The following is an 18,254-nucleotide window of genomic DNA, read 5'->3' as shown; positions in this document are numbered from 1 at the left end:
ACTACGTTTTTAAATTATTCAGACAGATTTATTTCCAGTTTTTTAGGCGGCGTGATTTTTTCTTGTAAATATTGGAAAATCACGAATAATACAGGAATTACCACCAATCCTAAAAATGTACCTATCAATAAACCTACGGCTGCTCCTGTTGCAATCGAACGGTTTCCTACGGCTCCAATTCCTGTTGCGAAAATCAGAGGCAATAAACCAAAAATAAACGCAAAAGAAGTCATTAAAATCGGTCTTAATCTCGCTTTAGCTGCATTGATAGCAGACATGACTAAGGTTTCACCGTGATGACGTCTTTGCACTGCAAATTCTACAATTAGAATGGCATTTTTCGCCAATAAACCTACCAACATGATTAAGGCAATCTGGAAGTAAATATTGTTTTCTAAGCCTGCTAATTTTTGACCTAAGAACGCTCCCATCACTCCTAATGGAAGGGAAATAATCACAATTAGCGGTAAGATATAACTTTCATATTGCGCTGCTAAAATGAAATACACAAATACCAAACTTAAGAGGAATATCAACAGTGTTTGAGAGCCAGAAGCTAATTCTTCTCTTGACAAACCTGTAAATTCTACTTCATAGTTTTGGTTGAGTGCACCATCTGCTACTTCCTGTACTGCTCTAATTGCGTCTCCGGTACTGTAACCCGGTGCATTAGACCCAGTAATTTTCACGGAAGTGAATAAGTTGTAACGGCTTACTGATTGCGGGCCATAAGCTTTTTCTAAGGTTACAAACTGAGAAATCGGCGCCATCACTCCAGATTTGGTTTTTACGTACAAGGCATTTAAACTTTCAGGAGATTTTCTGGCATCTGGTAAAGCTTGTACCATCACTCTAAACTGTTTTCCATATTTGGTAAAATCTGCCGCATAAATTCCACCGATGTAACCTTGCATGGTATTCAAAATATCTGTCACCGAAACGCCAGATTGCTCTGCAACTGGAACATTAATCGACATTTGATACTGAGGATACTTGGTGTTAAAAGAAGTCTGCGCAAATTCAATTTCGGGTCTTTCTATGAGTTTTCCGATGAATTCTTGCGTCACTTTGTCTAAATCTGCATAATCACCACCCGATTTATCCAATAAAACCGCTTCAAAACCTGCACTGCTTCCAAAACCTGGAACAGAAGGCGGTTGGAAAAACACTACTTTCGCATCTGGAACGGTAGCTGCCATTCCGAAGAGTTTTTTGGTGATGTTTTCTATTTTTTCGTCGTCACTGGTTCTTTCTTCAAAAGGTTTTAGTCTGATGAACGCCAAACCATTATTGCTTCCGTTTCCTGATAAGAAACCTCTTCCTGTAGAAATGGTTACGTTTTTCACTCCTGGAATTTGTAAGGCTTTTTGTTGAATTGCCTTCAATGCGTTATACGTTCTTTCCATGGAAGCCCCTGCTGGAAGTTGAACATCTGTAAAGATGATTCCGCGGTCTTCATTCGGAACGAAACCTTTTTTCATGGAAGCATTTGCCCACCATAAAATTCCCATGGTAATGGCAAAAATAATAACGGTCACTTTCTTGTGTCTAATGAGATACACAAATGCTCTCCCATAACGATCTGTAGATGCTTTGAAACCTGCATTAAATCTGTGGAAGAATTTTCCCATGGTGGTTTTTTCTTCGTATTCTTTATCATGATGTTGAGGTTTCAAAAATAAAGAACACAACACTGGACTCAATGTTAATGCGTTGATTGCTGAGATTAAAATCGCCACGATTAAGGTAATCCCAAACTGTTTATAGAACACACCTGTAGGTCCTTCAATAAAAGTCACGGGAATGAAAACGGCTGCCATTACCAAAGTAATCGAGATAATTGCTCCTGTAATTTCGTGCATGGCTTCTATGGTTGCTTTTTTGGCATCGCTGATGCCGTGTTCCATTTTGGCGTGTACTGCTTCTACTACTACGATGGCGTCATCTACCACAATACCAATCGCTAAAACCAAGGCAAAAAGCGTCAATAAATTCAAAGAATATCCCAGAAGATTCAGGAAGAAAAACGCTCCAATAATCGATACGGGAACTGCAATTGCCGGAATCAATGTAGAACGGAAATCTTGCAAGAAAATAAATACCACGATGAATACCAAGATAAACGCTTCAATTAAGGTATGGACTACTTTTTCGATAGAGGCATCCAGAAATTCATTGGTGTCAAAGTTCACCGTATAATGAATCCCTTCTGGGAAGTCGCTTTCGGCTGTTTTTAGATAAGCTTTGATGTCATTAATGATGTCTTGTGCATTAGAACCCGGCGTTTGGAAAATCCCCATACTGATGGCTGGAGAATTTCCGTTTTCCCCTCTTCCTGTATAAGATTGTGCGGCCAATTCTACTTTGGCCACATCTTTCAGCATGAGGTTTTGTCCGTTTCCTAAAGACTTAATGATGATATTATCATACTGTTCTTTGCTGTTGTATTTCCCAACGTATTTGATGATGTATTCAAAAGAACTTCCACTGTTTTGACCGATAGAACCTGCTGCCGCTTCTCTACTCTGTTCGTTTATCGCTGCGGTAACATCTGTAGGATTCAATCCATAAGCAGCTAGTTTATTTGGGTCTAGCCAAATTCTCATGGAATAATTCTTCCCACCCATTACGTTAGCATCACCTACTCCATTAATCCTTTTAATGTTTGGAATGACATTGATATTCAAATAATTTTGAAGATAAACATCATCTATTTTTTTATTTTCTGAGTAAAAAGAGAGGTACATAAGCGCACTGGTCTGTTGTTTTTGTGTTACCACTCCAGAACGCGTTACTTCGCTTGGCAAAAGCGGTGTAGCTCTGGCTACTCTATTCTGCACGTTTACCGCAGCAATATCTGGGTTTACTCCTTGTTTAAAAAATATCTGAATGTTCGCCGAACCATCATTTCCTGCAGAAGAAGTAATATAACTCATTCCTTCTACCCCGTTGATTTGTTCTTCTAACGGCACTACTACACTTTTCATCACCGTTTCTGCATTGGCTCCTGTATAATTTGCCGATACGCTTACTGTAGGCGGTGCGATATCTGGATATTGAGTCACGGGTAAAGCCATCAATCCCAGCACCCCTAAAATAACGATGAGAATAGAAATTACGGTTGATAAAACCGGTCTGTTGATGAAATTCTTTATCATTAGAAAAGCGGTTTTATAGATTGTACAATACTATCAAATTTTGCAGGCTTCGGAATAATTGCCGTTCCTGGTTTTAGTCCGCCAATTCCTGCAGCTACTACTTTGTCACCTTTGTTTACACCAGATTTAATGATGACCATGTTATTAATTCTGTCCTGAACTTCAATAACTGTATTTTTAGCGGTATCTTTTTCTACTTTGAATAGGTAAACCATTCCTTGTTGCTCATAGGTAGCACTTTCTGGAACCACTAGAGTATTGTCATAGAATTTAGGAAATCTGATGGCTCCACTGTTTCCGTTGGTGAGTAATTTAGAAGGATTAGGAAAACCTACTCTGAACTGAATGGTTCCTGTAGCTGGATCAATCTGACCTGTTACCACTTCTATTCTTCCTTTTTCTGGATACATACTTCCATTGGCTAATTCCAGTTCTACGTTGGGTAGATTTTTGATTTTCTCAGGCACTGTAGCTCCGTAAGATTTTTCTAAGAAATCTAAATATTCTTTTTCATTCATTGAGAAATATGCATATACAGAACGGGTATCTGAAATGGTAGTCAATGGTGTAGCATCCGAAGGGCCAACTAAACTTCCAACTTTCAGTGGCAGTTTCCCTACAATTCCTGAAATAGGCGCTCTGATGATGGAATAATTGATATTCGCTTGTACTGATTTATAATTGGCAGATGCTTGTTGCTGAGAAGCCACTGCTTGTGACAATTGTGCTTGTGCTCTTGCTAAATTTGCTAAAGCCGTCTGCAATTGTACGTTGCTGATGATATTTTTTTCAACGAGAGGTTTTAATTTATTTACTTCTACTTGCGCAGCATTTACAGCTGCTCTCGCCGCAGAAACATTGGCTTGTGCCGCAGTAATTCCAGATTTTGCAGCATCTGCATTTTCGCTTAGCATGTTGGTCTCTAGTCTGAACAGCGGTTGACCAGCGGTTACATATTGGCCTTCATCTACTAAAACCTGAGTAATATATCCTTGAATTTTTGCACGAACATCATTATTTACCACTCCTTTTATCGCAGCAGGATAGACATCATATCCTGTTACGTTTCTGGTTTCTACACTGATTACGGGATAAGGTTTTGGTCCGTCTTTTTTCTCTTCTTGTTTTTTACAAGAAATGACCGATAGGAGTGATAAGATGAGGAGTAAAAAAATATTTTTCATATGATTCAATTTTTTCATAATTTATAATTTGTCTAATGTTTCCTGAATATTGGCAATGTTTTTTTCTAAAAGGGATTTATAAAGTGAGTATCGTTTTTCGTACTCGGTATTATTGACCTGAGTTCTTCTAAACTCACTTAATTGGTCTAAAATTTTGATTTCTCGTTTCATGCGCATGACAATTTCTTCGAATCTGATGTTGATAAAGCTTTCGTTGATGAGAAAATATCTCTTTCTTTCATCGATTTTATTGAGTGATTTGATGAGTTCTGCATTGAGCAAAAAATTAATGCTAGCAGATATTGAACTTTTGCTCGCACAGAAAGTTTCTACCAAATCATCAAAGCATAATCCTTTTCTTTCGAAGTCGAAAGCAAGGTAAGCGTAAATTTTTGCAGAAAGTGGTGGCATATCAAAGAGTTGACCATAGAAATCTACTAATTCTTGATATACTTGAGGCTCTATTTGTAGGCTATTTTTCATTTAGAAATGAATTGAGGCGCTAATTTACCAATTAGTTCGGAACAAAACGAACTAAAGTAGATAGATTTTGTCGATTTTATCATTTGTAAATGTTAAGTAATGGATATGATATTACACGCAGAATTGAAACAGTATTTAAATCTTTATAACAAAAAACGCTAACCTTTTTACAGTTAGCGTTTTCACTTATTACTGGTCACAGATTACAAATCCGCGACATCTGTGATACAACGATAGAGTAAGTCCAACCACTCTGACACGAGTGTTTTTTTTGCACTTTCTCTATCGTTGTATATAAAATTTTATATTGGTATTAAAACATAATAAAAAAATTTGTATACCAAATATCTATAAATGTTGCTAAATCAAATTAATCATTGAAAACTAAATCCTTAGATTATAATTTTAATAATCCTTTAGTTTCATTCTTATTCAATACAGGTATTATACTTATGGCATAACCACCACCAGCAACAGATACCTGCTCCAATTTTGATTTTTTAGTAACCACCACTTTGCGGATGTTATAAGCCTGCGTATTTTTCAGGTAATCCGCATCTTTTGCATCAGAATAAATGGTTGCGATATATTGTTTACCGGCATCTAAGAAATCCAGAGAAATTTTTGATGTAAATGGGGTATAACCGGCTACATTTCCTACAAACCATTTGTCAGAACCTTTAGCTTTTCTGGCAACGGTAATGTATTGTCCTGGTTCTGCTTCCAAGTATTTGCTCTCATCCCAATCTACCGCCACATCTTTGATAAATTGGAAAGCGTCCGCAAACTTCTCGTAATTTTCAGGGAAATCCGCTGCCATTTGTAATGGGCTGTACATCGTTACATATAATGCCAATTGGTTGGCGATAGTCGCATTAACGTGGGAACCATTGGTAACATCCATCTGGAAAATCCCGGGTGTGTAGTCCATAGGTCCACCAATTAATCTGGTAAAAGGCAAGATTGTTACGTGGTTCGGGTTGTTTCTGTCACCACCAAAAGCCTGATATTCTGTTCCTCTTGCAGCTTCGTTCCCGATAAGATTTGGATACGTTCTCGCTATACCTGTTGGGCGAACAGCTTCGTGAGCATTGACCATAATTTTATAGTCTGCTGCTTTTTCAATCGCATATTGATAATGATTATTAGTCCATTGGCTGTAATGCGTTTCACCAATCGGCAGAATGTTCCCTACATAACCACTTTTTACGGCATCATAACCGTATTTGTTCATCAGTTTGTAAGCTGCATCCATATGGCGTTCGTAGTTTCTGATAGATCCAGAAGTCTCGTGATGCATAATGAGCTTTACCCCTTTTGAATGGGCATAAGTATTAAGTGCAGCAATATCAAAGTCTGGATAAGGTGTTACGAAATCAAAAACATAATCTTTATCGTTCCCAAACCAATCTTCCCAGCCAGTATTCCAGCCCTCTACCAAAACAGCATCGAATCCGTTTTTCGCAGCGAAATCAATATATCGTCTCACATTAGAGTTATTAGCACCGTGTTTTCCATTTGGTTTAGCTTTGGCATAATCGGTGATTCCTAATTGTACAGAGGGAAACTCATCGGTATAAGCCCAACTGCTTTTGCCGGAAATCATTTCCCACCAAACTCCAACATATTTGGTTGGCTTAATCCACGATGTATCGGTGATTTTGCTAGGGTCATTCAGGTTATAAGTCATTCTAGATGCTAAGATCTTACGGGCATCATCGCTCACGATAATCGTTCTCCAAGGTGTGTGGCGTGGCGCTTGCATTTTACCTTTGTCGCCGTGAGAATCAGGTGTCAACCAGGATTCGAAAACCATATTTTTATCATCTAGATTCAAATGCATACAAGAATAATCAATCAAAGCCGCCTCGTGGATATTGATGTAGATTCCATCCACAGTTTTTATCATCAATGAAGTCTGAACACCAGTTGGCGAAAATGAGGTTTGAGAAGCATTCCCCTTTTGATAAGCTTTATCCATTAGTCCTCGGATTTCGGAGAGTTTGGATGTTGTATAATTGTATTCCTGAGTATCATAATCTCCTGGAATCCAATAGGCAGTATGGTCTCCTGTCATTGCAAACTGGGTTTTTTCTTCTTTAATGGTAAAATAAACCAGATTTTTCTGTTGTGGAAACTCATAACGGAATCCCAAACCGTCATCAAACAAACGGAAACGAACATCCACTAAGCGGTCTGTCCCTTTTTGCTTTAGACTGATTAAAATCTCGTTATAATGGTTTCTGATGCTTTTTTCCTCGCCCCAAACCGGCTTCCAGGTTTCATCAAAAGAGGCTGTTTTTGAGCCAACAACTTCAAAATTATTATTTAAAAAATTTCGGGGATCGTTGGCCTGAGCATCTTTGGTCGTCAACACAAATCCAAGTTTGCTGGGTTTTACAATCTCTTTTCCTTTATAATTTAACTGATAGGACGGATAGCCACCACTCTGAACAGAAAAATTCATAACGAATTTTCCGTTTGGCGACTGTAGTTTCTGAGCAAAAACAAGGCTTGTAAAACTTATTGCAATTAGCAGTAATAACTTCTTCATTTTCTATTAATTAATTATTTATTTTAATATTTATTTTCTTTCTTTGATCCGGTGTTTTCAATAGCAATTTTTTTCCGTTTTCATCCCAGCTCCATTGTTGTGAGAAATCATTATCGATATTTAATTTTTCTAACGGAACCAATGTTGCCGCATTTCCGTTGATGGAAACCGAAGTTGGTTTTTTATCCGTTAGGATGCTAAGTACAAAATTTCTTTTATCAGATTGATAAAAACCTTTATCCTCAGGTGAAATATCGATATTAAAACCACTGGAGACGGTGGTACAAACGATGTATGTTAATGAAAAAATACCTTTGAGATAATCCTGATTTTCGCCCTCATCTTCATACAATGTGAAACTTGCTTTTTCATCTTCATAATTGGGAAAAATATGGAATGTTACAGGATAATCTCTCTTCTCGCCAATATATTGCATAATGGGCATCATCGGAATAATCGATCCTTTTTTCACAAAAATCGGAATGGTATTGAGCGGTGCTTTGTAAGGCAATTTTTCGCCACCCAGATATTCGGTTTTTTTATCGTTAAAATCGATCCATTCACCTTCAGGAAGGTAAACTCGTTTTACACGTTCGCCTTTTTTGAGAACAGGAGCCACTAATAATTCTTCCCCAAAAATAAACTGATTATCGATTTTTGCTGCTTCCGCATCGTTAGGATATTCCATAAAAAGGCCTCTGGTAATTGGCAATCCGGTGTCGTGTGCCTTTCTGGAATAGGTATAAAGATATGGGAACAACTTGTATTTCAATTCTATCGCTGCTTTAGTATTTTTCTCTGCCACTTCGCCAAACATCCAAGGTTCTACGGCATTATCTCCTTCATGATGTGCTCTACTTAATGGACAAAATATACCAAACTGCATCCATCTTGTATAGAGTTCTGCCATTGCAGGATAATCTGTTATATCACCACAATAGCCAGAAATATCGGTTGTCCAGAACGGGATTCCTCCCAAACCTGCGGAAATACCAACGGCAACCTGATTTTCCATTTGCGCCCAGCCATCCAGAACATCACTTCCGCTTCCGCTATCATTAGTCCAGCCAAATGTATAACGCTGCAATCCGGCATAAGCTGAACGTGTCATCTGAAAAATACGCTGATTGGGATTTCTTTTTTCAAACTGCTCTTTTACCACTTTGTCCCAGGTCAAACCATAAATATTGTGAATTTCATCGTGCATCCCGATGCGGTGTTTCATATTCAGGCGGTCAGTATCTTCTTCGTTGCTCCACGCTGGTTCTCCCATATCTGTCCAGAAACCGCTGATTCCATCATCAATAGGTTTTTGTTGATATTTCCCCCACCAGTCGGCAACTTCGGGAATGGTAAAATCTACTACTCCACAATTCCCGCCCCACGGCCACGGCATATCGTAAGCCTTGTTGGTACGGACATCTTTCACAAAATACCCTAGCTTATCAGCTTCTGCCCACTGTTTATTATCCTTCTGAGAAACAACAGGATCTTGAGAAACAATCATTTTAAAACCATTATCCTTCAGTTTTTTGAGCATTGCTTTTGGATTGGTATAATTGCCTTTTCTCCATTCAAAATCTTGAAGGTTTTGAGTCCAACCGATGTCCTGATAAATAATATCAATCGGGATTTTTCTTTTACGAAATTCTGCCGCAACTTCTAATGCCTGATTCTCTTTTGTATAAAGTCCGCGACTTTGTGCAAAACCCAAAGCCCATTTTGGAGGCATAATCGGCTGCCCAGTCAGTGCAATGTATTGTTGCTGAATCTCTTTGTAATCTTTTCCATAAATAAAATAATAGACAAATGCGCCATCTGGAGCTTCGAATGAGTAAAAATCTGACGATTCAGTTCCAAACTTGAATTCAGTTTTATAAGTATTATCCAGAAAAATTCCATAACGGTAACTGCTCATAAAAAACGGAATACTCTTTGCAATCGGGTCTTCGGTAACGCTATAACAAGGGCGATCACTATTCCACATTTTGTAATTTTTTCCTCTGCGGTTAAGCGTTCCAGTTTTTTCACCTAATCCGAAAAACTGCTCATCACTCCGAAGAACCTTGCAGGCTTTTACACCTTTGGCATCGGAAACGTGCCCTTGGTCTTTGAAATCGCTGTAAATCAGTTTCTGATACTTATCAAAAATCTGAATCTGCATTGGATTTTTATTGATCCGTATACGAAGTTTTGAGGTAAAAATTTCGTATGCTGAGGATTCTTCATTAACACCGATATCTCCAATATTTTCAAGTTTCTCATTAACCACAGCAAAAGAAGGATTGGTTCGAGTTAATTTCCCTGATTTATCGAACCATATTTTTATAACAGAATTGCTATTCATTGTCAAAGAAAGTTTAGAACCATCCTTGCCATTGAATGTCACCTGGTTTCCTTTCTTGGTATAAGATGTACATTCGGTTGCAAATAGCATTTTTGAAGAGAACAACGATATTATAAGTATATAAAATAACCTTTTGTTCATGATTTAATTTTCAAAATGATTATTATCAAAATTTTAATTTAAAAAAATCACATGGCTAAGATAGCCATGCGATAAAGTGTGAAAAACTACTTAATTTCAAGCGAATTAGTATCTAAATTTAAGGTTATAGTATAGGTACCAGAAGCTGAAACTTTCCATTTATTATCATCTCCTTGACAATTATCTCTTAATTTAAAAGCTGTATTTGCAATAGTCTGATTAGCTGTTTCGGCTATTATCTCAGTTCCATCACACCAATTGGAATTGAATTTAGTAAACTTAAATTCTCCAGGATTGAGTTGACCTGTCCAAGTATAAACGCTACCATTTTTCTGCATAGGAGTAAGACTTCCCATATTCCAGCCGTTAGGAGTAGCATCACCAATCAAATAGATATTTACAGGCTCAAATTTTATACTATTACTAGCAGTATTAAGCGTTATTTTATATCTGCCTGCACTTGCTGATGTAACTTTCCATTTGTTATCATTTGTACAGCCTGAGTTTTGCTCTACACCTGTAGCAGATAAATCCTGATTATCTACCAAAGGACGATACCATTCACCACACCAATCACCTTTTGTACCAGTCAAAAGTTTAAAATTTCCTTCATTAAGGCTACATTCTAAAGTAAAAATAAAAGGGTTTGTAAGATCTTGTTTGAAAGCAACTGGATTATTAACATCCCATCCGCTTGGGGATGCATCACCTACAATCCAAATATCATTAAACTGGGGACCACTCATTTTTTCAATTTTAATGCTTTGTGTAATTAGATTTACTGTAATTTTATATAAACTCGCATTATCAATTGTCCATTGTAAATCTACCCCATTTCCGCCTTCATTGTAAATTATTTTGGTATCATCATTTGCATCTTTATTATAAAAATCTTGACACCAACAGCTATTTTGATTTACTGCAAATTTAAAATTCCCTTGCTTTAGTTGTCCGTAGTAGGTAAATTCCGCAGGATTACTAGAACTCCTCGTAAGTGCTGTTGCTTTGGTGATATCCCAACCATTTGGAGTTGCATCACCCACTATATATAAAGTATTTGTAAAAGGTTTAAAAGGAGTAAGTGTAAAATCTGTAATAGCAGTCTGCGGTTCTACAGAAGTATCTCCGAAAGTAGCTGTAATTCTAACCTGCATTATAATAGATTTATCTGGATTTGCGCCAAATTTATTTATCAATAATGAATTAAGATCACCTATAAGAAGATCATAAGAATAAATATTTTTGCCAATTTCAAAAGTTTGAGGATTTGAAAAATTATTTTCTTTTTTATCTAACTCAAGTTTATATGTAATGGCAGAGTTAGTTCCTTGATTATTGCCTGCAGTCCAGCTAAATGTAAATTTAGAATTGTACATATTGGGCAAAAGTTTTGTTATTTCTGAGGTTTTTACAGATAGTTCACTTGTTTCAAAATTTTCTTGATTAAGTTCTTCTCTACATGCTATAATACCCAACAACAACATAGGAATAATCCAAAAAATTGATTTTTTCCAGTTTTTTATATGATTGATTGTTTTCATAATAGTGTTTTTTAATATCCAGGATTTTGAGTAAGGTTAGGGTTTCTGTCTCTTTCTATCTGAGGAATAGGAAGAAGAAGGTGCTTAGTTGATGCATTAGTTTTTCCTATAGAGTGAAGAAAATTCAATCCGTACTGACCATCATTTACACGAATTAGATCAAACCATCTTTGTCCCTCAAATGCCAATTCCATTCTTCTTTCATGCAATACTTTATCACGAAAAGCAGTTTGTGAAAGTCCTGACGTTACAGCTGCTAAACCAGCTCTTCCTCTCACCAAATTCAATGGAACGATTGCAAGTGAAGTTTGCCCTAGTTCGTTAAGAGCTTCTGCTTTCATCAATAAAACTTCCGAATATCTCATAATTGGAAAATTAAGAGGACTATTATCATATGAAGGAAAAGCTGATAAAGGCACTAAAAATTTTTTAACATTATATCCTGTAAGAGAATAATTGGCTTTGTATTCTTTGCCGTCATAATTTGGGCAACCTTCGTAGAAAATAGTTTTTTCTTTTCTCTTATCTCCTGCTTCATAACTATTTACAAATTCTTGGGTAGGCTGATTCCAGCCCCAACCTCCAGCGACAAAATTAGCGCCGCGTGGTCCCATAAAGGTACTTGTCCAAGAAGCTTGATTCTCGTTACTCCAAAAATCATAACCACCATCAGAAGCATATTGTACCTCGAAAAGAGACTCTACAGAGTTTTCTTTATTTATATTGAAATTATCAGAATAGTCTGTATTTAATGCATATCCCATACCTTCTAGCTGTGTTGTAAGGTCTACTACCTTTTGCCATTGCCCTAGTGTGAGATATACTTTTGCTAATGCCCCAATAGCAGCACCTTTAGTAGCTCTGCCTTTATCACTATCGCCATATTGCTGTTTGGTAGGCAAAAATTGAATTGCCTTTTCTAAATCTGAAATAATTAATTTATAAATTTCCGTTTTAGGAGCTCTTGCTGGATACAAATCTCCATTTACGTCTTGTGGTTCAGTTACCAAGGGAACATCACCAAAAAACCTTACTAGAATAAAGTAATAATGAGCGCGCAAAAAATAGGCTTGACCTAAACATCTGTTTTTAATGGTTTCATCAATATTAAGTGCAGGTGCGGTTTTAATAATTATATTTGAAGAAAGAATACCTGGCCAAGGACCTCTCCATAGGTCTAAAACACCTTGATTATCTGTACTTGTAACAAAATTGGAAAGTTGTGTAGTTTCCAACCCATCATCTCCACCACCAGCTCCTACAATACTGTTGCCTGCAAAAATATCACTGGTCCACATTCTCATGTTATAAAGCTTCGGGCGTTGTAATGGTTGATAAGCACCATTAACTAAAGTGATAAGTTCTTCTCCTGTCTTAGGATAATTACCTGTATTAATAGTATCTGGCTGTGTTTTATCTAGAAAATCATCACTACAATTTACCATAGTAAGTGTAAGTAATGCATATAATGCAATTTTTATCTTTTTCATTGTAATTATTATTTAAAATCCTATATTTAAACCTAAAGAAACTGTTCTTGTAATAGGATAAGTCCCATTATCTATCCCATTTACTGGAACTTCGGGGTCAAAACCCGAATATTTCGTCCAAGTGACAAGGTTTTGTGCCGAAACAAATATTTTAACAGAATTAAAATTTTGTCCGAATACGGCTTTTGGAAGTGTATAACTTAGATTAATATTTTTAATTTTAAGGTATGAACCATCTTCTATATATCTGTCACTCACTCTTGAGTTCTGGTTAGGATCACCATAAATTGCTCTCGGAATATTGTTACTTGTTCCCTCGCCTGTCCATCTGCCTAGAACTGCTGTACTTTGGTTTTGAATAATAGACATTGCCTCTGTGTACATTCTGTTGGCATTGAAAATATCATTACCATAGCTTCCTTGTAAGAATATAGTTAAATCAAAATTCTTATAATTGAAGGTATTGTTTAAAGAGAAGGTAAATTTTGGGTTAGGATTTCCAATTACTGTACGATCTTTATCATTGATAACACCGTCATTATTAAGATCTTTAAATCTAATATCTCCTGGTGCAGTACTGGTAGCTGAATTTGATCCAGGCATCTGAACGGCATGACGATCTACCTCATCTTGATTCTGAAATATACCATCAGTAATATATCCGTAGAAAACATTTACAGGATACCCCTCCTTAATGAGACCTATGGCACTATTAAAACCTCCACTTGCCGTAATGATAGGAGTATCACTATTAATATTTACTACATTATTCTTATTATATGAAAAAACAGCATCTGAAGACCACTTAAAATCATTTTTGATGATATTTTTAGTAGATAAAGTAACTTCAAAACCTTTATTTTGAATTTTACCGGCATTGATCGAAGGTACGTAAACATCAGAATATCCGGAAGTTACGGGAACAGACATTGGAACCAGCATATCATTAGTATTTTTAACATAGCCATCTACAATTAAACTGATTCTATTATTGAAAAGATCCAAATCAAAACCAGCATTATATTGCTCCTGCCCTTCCCACTTAACATTTGGGTTTGGTAAAACAGTGGGTAAAACAGCACTTACATAAGAATTATTAAAATTGTACAGATAGGTATTATAAGAAGAAGAAAAAGAATAGTTACCGATCTCTTGATTTCCTGTAATACCATAACCTAGCCTTAGTTTTAGATTATTAATTACATTAGAATTTTTTAAGAAATTTTCATTAGAAATTCTCCAAGCCAAAGCAGCAGAAGGAAACCAACCCCATCTATTATCCATCCCGAATCTAGAAGATCCATCTCTACGTATAGTAGCCGTTACATAGTATTTATTTGCAAAATTATAGTTCACACGTCCCAAGTATGACATAATTGCCCATTCTGAAGCATTCCCGTGTTGTACAGGTTGTAAAATACCATTATCAATTTGCTGTGTATTATCGCTAGCAAATTTTTGAACCGATGCACTCAAATAATTGTATTTATTATTTTGCGCACTGCTTCCAACTACCGCATTGATGTGATGCTTACCAATTGTCTTGTCATAAGTAAGAGTATTGTCCCAAAGCAAAGTTATACTTCTATTAGAACCTTCAAATAAATAAGAATTTTCTTGGGATTTTACTCCCCAACTGTATTTAGGAGACCAAGTCCTATTATACCAAATATTGGTTTCAATACCGCCTAAGGATTTGAATTTTAAATCCTTAATAATTTCTGCTTCTGCATAAATATTTCCTTGGATATTATAACCTTTGGTAGAGTTTTCAACAATTGTAGCCTTACCAATAGGATTATCTATATCTCCGTACAATAATGGATTACTTCCTGGTCCTGCCCAATTACCATTAGCATCATAAATTGGTCTTGTAGGAAGAGAAAGAATAGTTCCTTTGATGTCATAAGAGCCATTTTTCTTAATATCGTGTTGTAATTTTACACTATTTCCTACCTTAAGGAAAGATTTTAGCTTTGTATCCCCGTTTATCTGAACAATATAACGGTCATAATTGGTATTAAGAACAACACCCTTCTGATTAAAATAACTAGTAGAAACATATAGATTACTTTTCTCTGACCTATCACCATAAGAAAGTGAATAACTAGAAAGAATAGATGGATTAAAAAGTGCTCCTAACCAATTGGTACCAGCACCTAGAGAAGATGGATTTGCAAACTCAGGATTTGGCGTCAAACCGCCATTTGCAAGCATTTCATTATTAAGTTGTGCATACTGCGAAGCATCCAAAACCTTAATCATATTACTCACACTCTGAACTCCAGTAAAAGTATCAAAATTAAGAATACCACCTTTCGCACCTCTTTTGGTAGTAATCATTACAACACCATTAGCACCTCTAGAACCATAAATTGCGGTAGAAGAAGCGTCTTTAAGAATGTTAATAGATTCTACATCACTCATATTAATCTGATTAAGGCCTCCATTTAAAGGCATCCCATCTACCACAATCAATGGATTGTTATTCTGTATAGTTCCAGTTCCACGAATTCGGAAAGTAACGTTACTACCAGGTTCTCCTGAGTTAATAACAGTTACCCCTGATGCACGTCCTTGAATTGCTTGCCCAATATCGGCAACTGGTTGATTCCCTGTTTTGTTAAGATTAATTAAAGAAACTGATCCTGTTAAATCTTTTGCTTTTGCTTTTCCATAGCCAATTACTACTACCTCTTCTATTGTCTTTTCTTTCAATGTATCAGATTTCTGTGCATATAGGCTTCCAGAAAGATATAAAGCAGCAATTGCAATTGTACTACTCAAATAGTTTAGTTTCATTTATGAGAGATTTTTATTTTATAATTAATTTTTGCCCCACGATTTGATTACCGAAATAAACATTCAGTATATAATTTCCTCTTGCAATACCTGAAATATTGATATCGCATTTTGTGCAAATAGTATTTTCAGATTTTATCATCCTCCCACTCATATCATAAATTTCATATCTTTTTACTGCATCTTTTTCAGACAAAATAAAAAAGCTGTTTTCTGCTGGATTAGGATATATCTGCACCCCTTTCTTTAATATGTCATTAACAGAAAGAGTACTAGCATCATAAATTTTATAATACAAAGTCATATCATTGAATTTAATATTATAGTTACCCGCAGTTTCAATATTAAATTTGATATTTGCACCACCACCAGTAGTTAACTTGGCAAAACCAGAAAGGCCATTTTCATCTCCCCAATCATTTCCTGACCAATCAGATGTATTAGCAAATTTTAGCTCGTAATTCCCAACTAAAAAAGGTATATTATTTTTAGTCCATTCATCATTTTGAAGAGTCATCTGCTGAAGTCCCCAATTATTAAAACTACCACCTACATACATATTAAGCTGATGATTCGGCGTAAATGTAATATTATATTGTAGGGTAATATCATTAAAATCTATGGTATAAGTTCCTGGATTTGTTATGGTAAAAACGATATTAGCCCCTCCTCCTGTTGTTTGTTGAGCCGTTCCATTTAATCCATTAGAATTACCCCAATCCTGACCAGTGAAGTTGTTTGTGTTCGCAAATTTTAATTCATAATCTCCCGCCAAAAACACTTGGTTCTTTAATTTCCAGATACCATTTTCAGAAGTCATTTGCTTAAGATTCCAATTATTAAAAGAACCACCTACATACATTTGGGAATAATGGCCACCAGATACATTGAAACTCTGTAATTGTGGAAATGCAGCACAATATCCATTACCTCCTGATTGTTTTGCTTGCACATAAACAATACCATTAATTCCAGTTAGTTCGATTTGATTATTTACAATTTTCGCAGGTCCTGAAGTAACTTCGTAGATTATAGGCAGACCGGCGGAAGATGTCGCTGATGGAGAAAAAGGAGAATCGTTTGCATCTTTATTCTGAATTGTTGGGAAAGTAATTGTTTGGCTATTACATGATTCTGAAGAATTTTTTGTTAACTTTAAGACAACACATCCGTGCGGAGGTACTGTTAGAGAAATATTACTCATCTTACCCAAATTAGAGTGCTGCCAAAGATCTCTTACCATCACTTGTCCAGAAACACCTAGCTGATTGAGAAAATCCATAGAACGTACTTGTGGCGTATTTTCTCTATTAAAAAAACCAATAATCCAATCTCCATTACTCAATTGCCCTCTCCATATTTGGCTATTAGAATTGGTTGGATCATTGCTTAATGGTTTTCCTACAAATTTTGCAGTATTCAGTTCTAATAATTCTGTATTTTGGTATAACCAAAGGTCATTCCCGATGGTATCATATTGATCGGCAATTGTAACAGGACCCCCAGCTAGAATATTCAATGAGATTACACTTCGTTTTTCTGTATCGTTCGCAAAAGTATTGATTCTAAGAAAGTCTCCATCTAATTGTACTTTATTACTTCCCGTTACCTGAGACCAATAGATAAATCCATCAAATGCATTGGCATATTGTGACCAAGTAGTATAACGATGACCTCTGTCTTTATCACTAAATTTATACCAAGTACCTTCGCCTGCATCCTCATTAATTCTAAAAAGATGACCATATTGTTTTTCTAATTCTGCTGTATTAAAAAGATTCGGCATTACTAAACTCAAATATACCCCGTTTGCATCACAGGCTTCACGCATCCATCTTAAAGCTTTTTCATATTGAGCTTTTGTTCTTTGTGGGCCTACTGTTCCTAGATTTCTGTCATATCCAGACTCAAACCAAGAAAGAAAATCTACACGCAAATATTTAATGCCCATATCAGCATAATATTTTACATATCCTTTTACATATTCTTCAGCTCCTTGTCTATCCACCTGCACCCATTTGAACCATAATGAATTTTCATTGGCATCAAGAAGAGATGAAACGTTAATATTAGTTCCTACAATTTTCTTGTTAGTATCATTAGCATCCACATGTAACCAAAGAGGGTTTTCATACATTCCAAGCGTCATACCTTTACTCTGTAGATATTGTGACCACCATGCATAATCATGCTGCCAATGAGATGAATGACTTTTCCTGTAGCCATTTTCATTAATTTGACTTGTATCACCCCATCCGTCCATACAAACCATATTATATCCATAAGATTTTAGGTTTTGCTCTAGCCAATTAATGTTATCAGATAAAGCTTGTTCACTAAGATAATTATCCTGAACACCTGCCATTTCTCTCGTAATATGATATTCATAAGGATTCCAATAGAGAGGTGCTTTGTAAGGATTTTGAGATTTGTAAGAATGATTAGCTGAAAATAAAAAAAGAATAATACAACTAATGATTTTAAAAATATAATGATTTCTCATAATGTGAAAGAATTAGTTTTAGATTGTTAAAATAGTATTAACATCTGTTAA

The 18,254-nt window shown here is 35.9% G+C and carries 9 protein-coding genes; all 9 read right to left on the bottom strand.

Annotation, left to right across the window (positions count from 1 at the left end):
• Positions 1–14: 14 nt before the first annotated feature.
• The gene (locus EB819_RS03465) at positions 15–3,158 is read right to left on the bottom strand and encodes an efflux RND transporter permease subunit (protein ID WP_069796463.1); all 3,144 of its coding nucleotides are present in this window, start codon (positions 3,156–3,158) and stop codon (positions 15–17) included.
• A complete protein-coding gene (locus EB819_RS03460; RefSeq protein ID WP_069796491.1) occupies positions 3,158–4,342 on the bottom strand; it encodes an efflux RND transporter periplasmic adaptor subunit in 1,185 nt (394 codons plus the stop codon). Before EB819_RS03460 ends, EB819_RS03465 begins: the two co-directional genes overlap by 1 nt.
• A 21-nt stretch (positions 4,343–4,363) precedes the next feature.
• Positions 4,364–4,825, bottom strand: coding sequence for a transcriptional regulator (locus EB819_RS03455; protein WP_069796464.1), 462 nt, complete (start codon positions 4,823–4,825; stop codon positions 4,364–4,366).
• Between the two features lie 397 nt (positions 4,826–5,222).
• Positions 5,223–7,379 carry a glycoside hydrolase family 97 protein gene (locus EB819_RS03450; protein ID WP_069796465.1) on the bottom strand — a complete coding sequence of 719 codons (2,157 nt, stop codon included), beginning with the start codon at positions 7,377–7,379 and terminating at the stop codon, positions 5,223–5,225.
• Between the two features lie 10 nt (positions 7,380–7,389).
• Complete coding sequence (locus tag EB819_RS03445) at positions 7,390–9,816, bottom strand: glycoside hydrolase family 31 protein (protein ID WP_245993210.1); 2,427 nt, start codon at positions 9,814–9,816, stop codon at positions 7,390–7,392.
• Between the two features lie 137 nt (positions 9,817–9,953).
• Positions 9,954–11,408: a SusF/SusE family carbohydrate-binding protein gene (locus EB819_RS03440; RefSeq protein ID WP_074650908.1), complete on the bottom strand. Its 1,455-nt coding sequence runs from the start codon at positions 11,406–11,408 to the stop codon at positions 9,954–9,956.
• 11 nt (positions 11,409–11,419) lie between these two features.
• Positions 11,420–12,898, bottom strand: coding sequence for a RagB/SusD family nutrient uptake outer membrane protein (locus EB819_RS03435; RefSeq protein ID WP_069796468.1), 1,479 nt, complete (start codon positions 12,896–12,898; stop codon positions 11,420–11,422).
• Between the two features lie 12 nt (positions 12,899–12,910).
• Positions 12,911–15,700 (bottom strand): SusC/RagA family TonB-linked outer membrane protein, encoded by a 2,790-nt coding sequence (locus EB819_RS03430; protein WP_083250112.1) that lies wholly within the window; start codon positions 15,698–15,700, stop codon positions 12,911–12,913.
• 13 nt (positions 15,701–15,713) lie between these two features.
• Positions 15,714–18,203 carry a T9SS type A sorting domain-containing protein gene (locus EB819_RS03425; RefSeq protein ID WP_069796469.1) on the bottom strand — a complete coding sequence of 830 codons (2,490 nt, stop codon included), beginning with the start codon at positions 18,201–18,203 and terminating at the stop codon, positions 15,714–15,716.
• Between the last annotated feature and the right edge of the window lie 51 nt (positions 18,204–18,254).

The organism is Cloacibacterium normanense (assembly GCF_003860565.1).
In the GTDB taxonomy this organism is placed as follows: domain Bacteria; phylum Bacteroidota; class Bacteroidia; order Flavobacteriales; family Weeksellaceae; genus Cloacibacterium; species Cloacibacterium normanense.
The sequence above is the reverse complement of the archived record's forward strand: the minus strand, read 5'-3'. Positions and strand labels throughout refer to the sequence as shown.

Excerpts from the sequence above, each read along its gene's own strand:
- EB819_RS03465 (WP_069796463.1), bottom strand. The coding sequence starts at position 3,158 with ATGATAAAGAATTTCATCAACAGACCGGTTTTATCAACCGTAATTTCT.
- EB819_RS03460 (WP_069796491.1), bottom strand. The coding sequence starts at position 4,342 with ATGAAAAATATTTTTTTACTCCTCATCTTATCACTCCTATCGGTCATT.
- EB819_RS03455 (WP_069796464.1), bottom strand. The coding sequence starts at position 4,825 with ATGAAAAATAGCCTACAAATAGAGCCTCAAGTATATCAAGAATTAGTA.
- EB819_RS03450 (WP_069796465.1), bottom strand. The coding sequence starts at position 7,379 with ATGAAGAAGTTATTACTGCTAATTGCAATAAGTTTTACAAGCCTTGTT.
- EB819_RS03445 (WP_245993210.1), bottom strand. The coding sequence starts at position 9,816 with ATGCTATTTGCAACCGAATGTACATCTTATACCAAGAAAGGAAACCAG.
- EB819_RS03440 (WP_074650908.1), bottom strand. The coding sequence starts at position 11,408 with ATGAAAACAATCAATCATATAAAAAACTGGAAAAAATCAATTTTTTGG.
- EB819_RS03435 (WP_069796468.1), bottom strand. The coding sequence starts at position 12,898 with ATGAAAAAGATAAAAATTGCATTATATGCATTACTTACACTTACTATG.
- EB819_RS03430 (WP_083250112.1), bottom strand. The coding sequence starts at position 15,700 with ATGAAACTAAACTATTTGAGTAGTACAATTGCAATTGCTGCTTTATAT.
- EB819_RS03425 (WP_069796469.1), bottom strand. The coding sequence starts at position 18,203 with ATGAGAAATCATTATATTTTTAAAATCATTAGTTGTATTATTCTTTTT.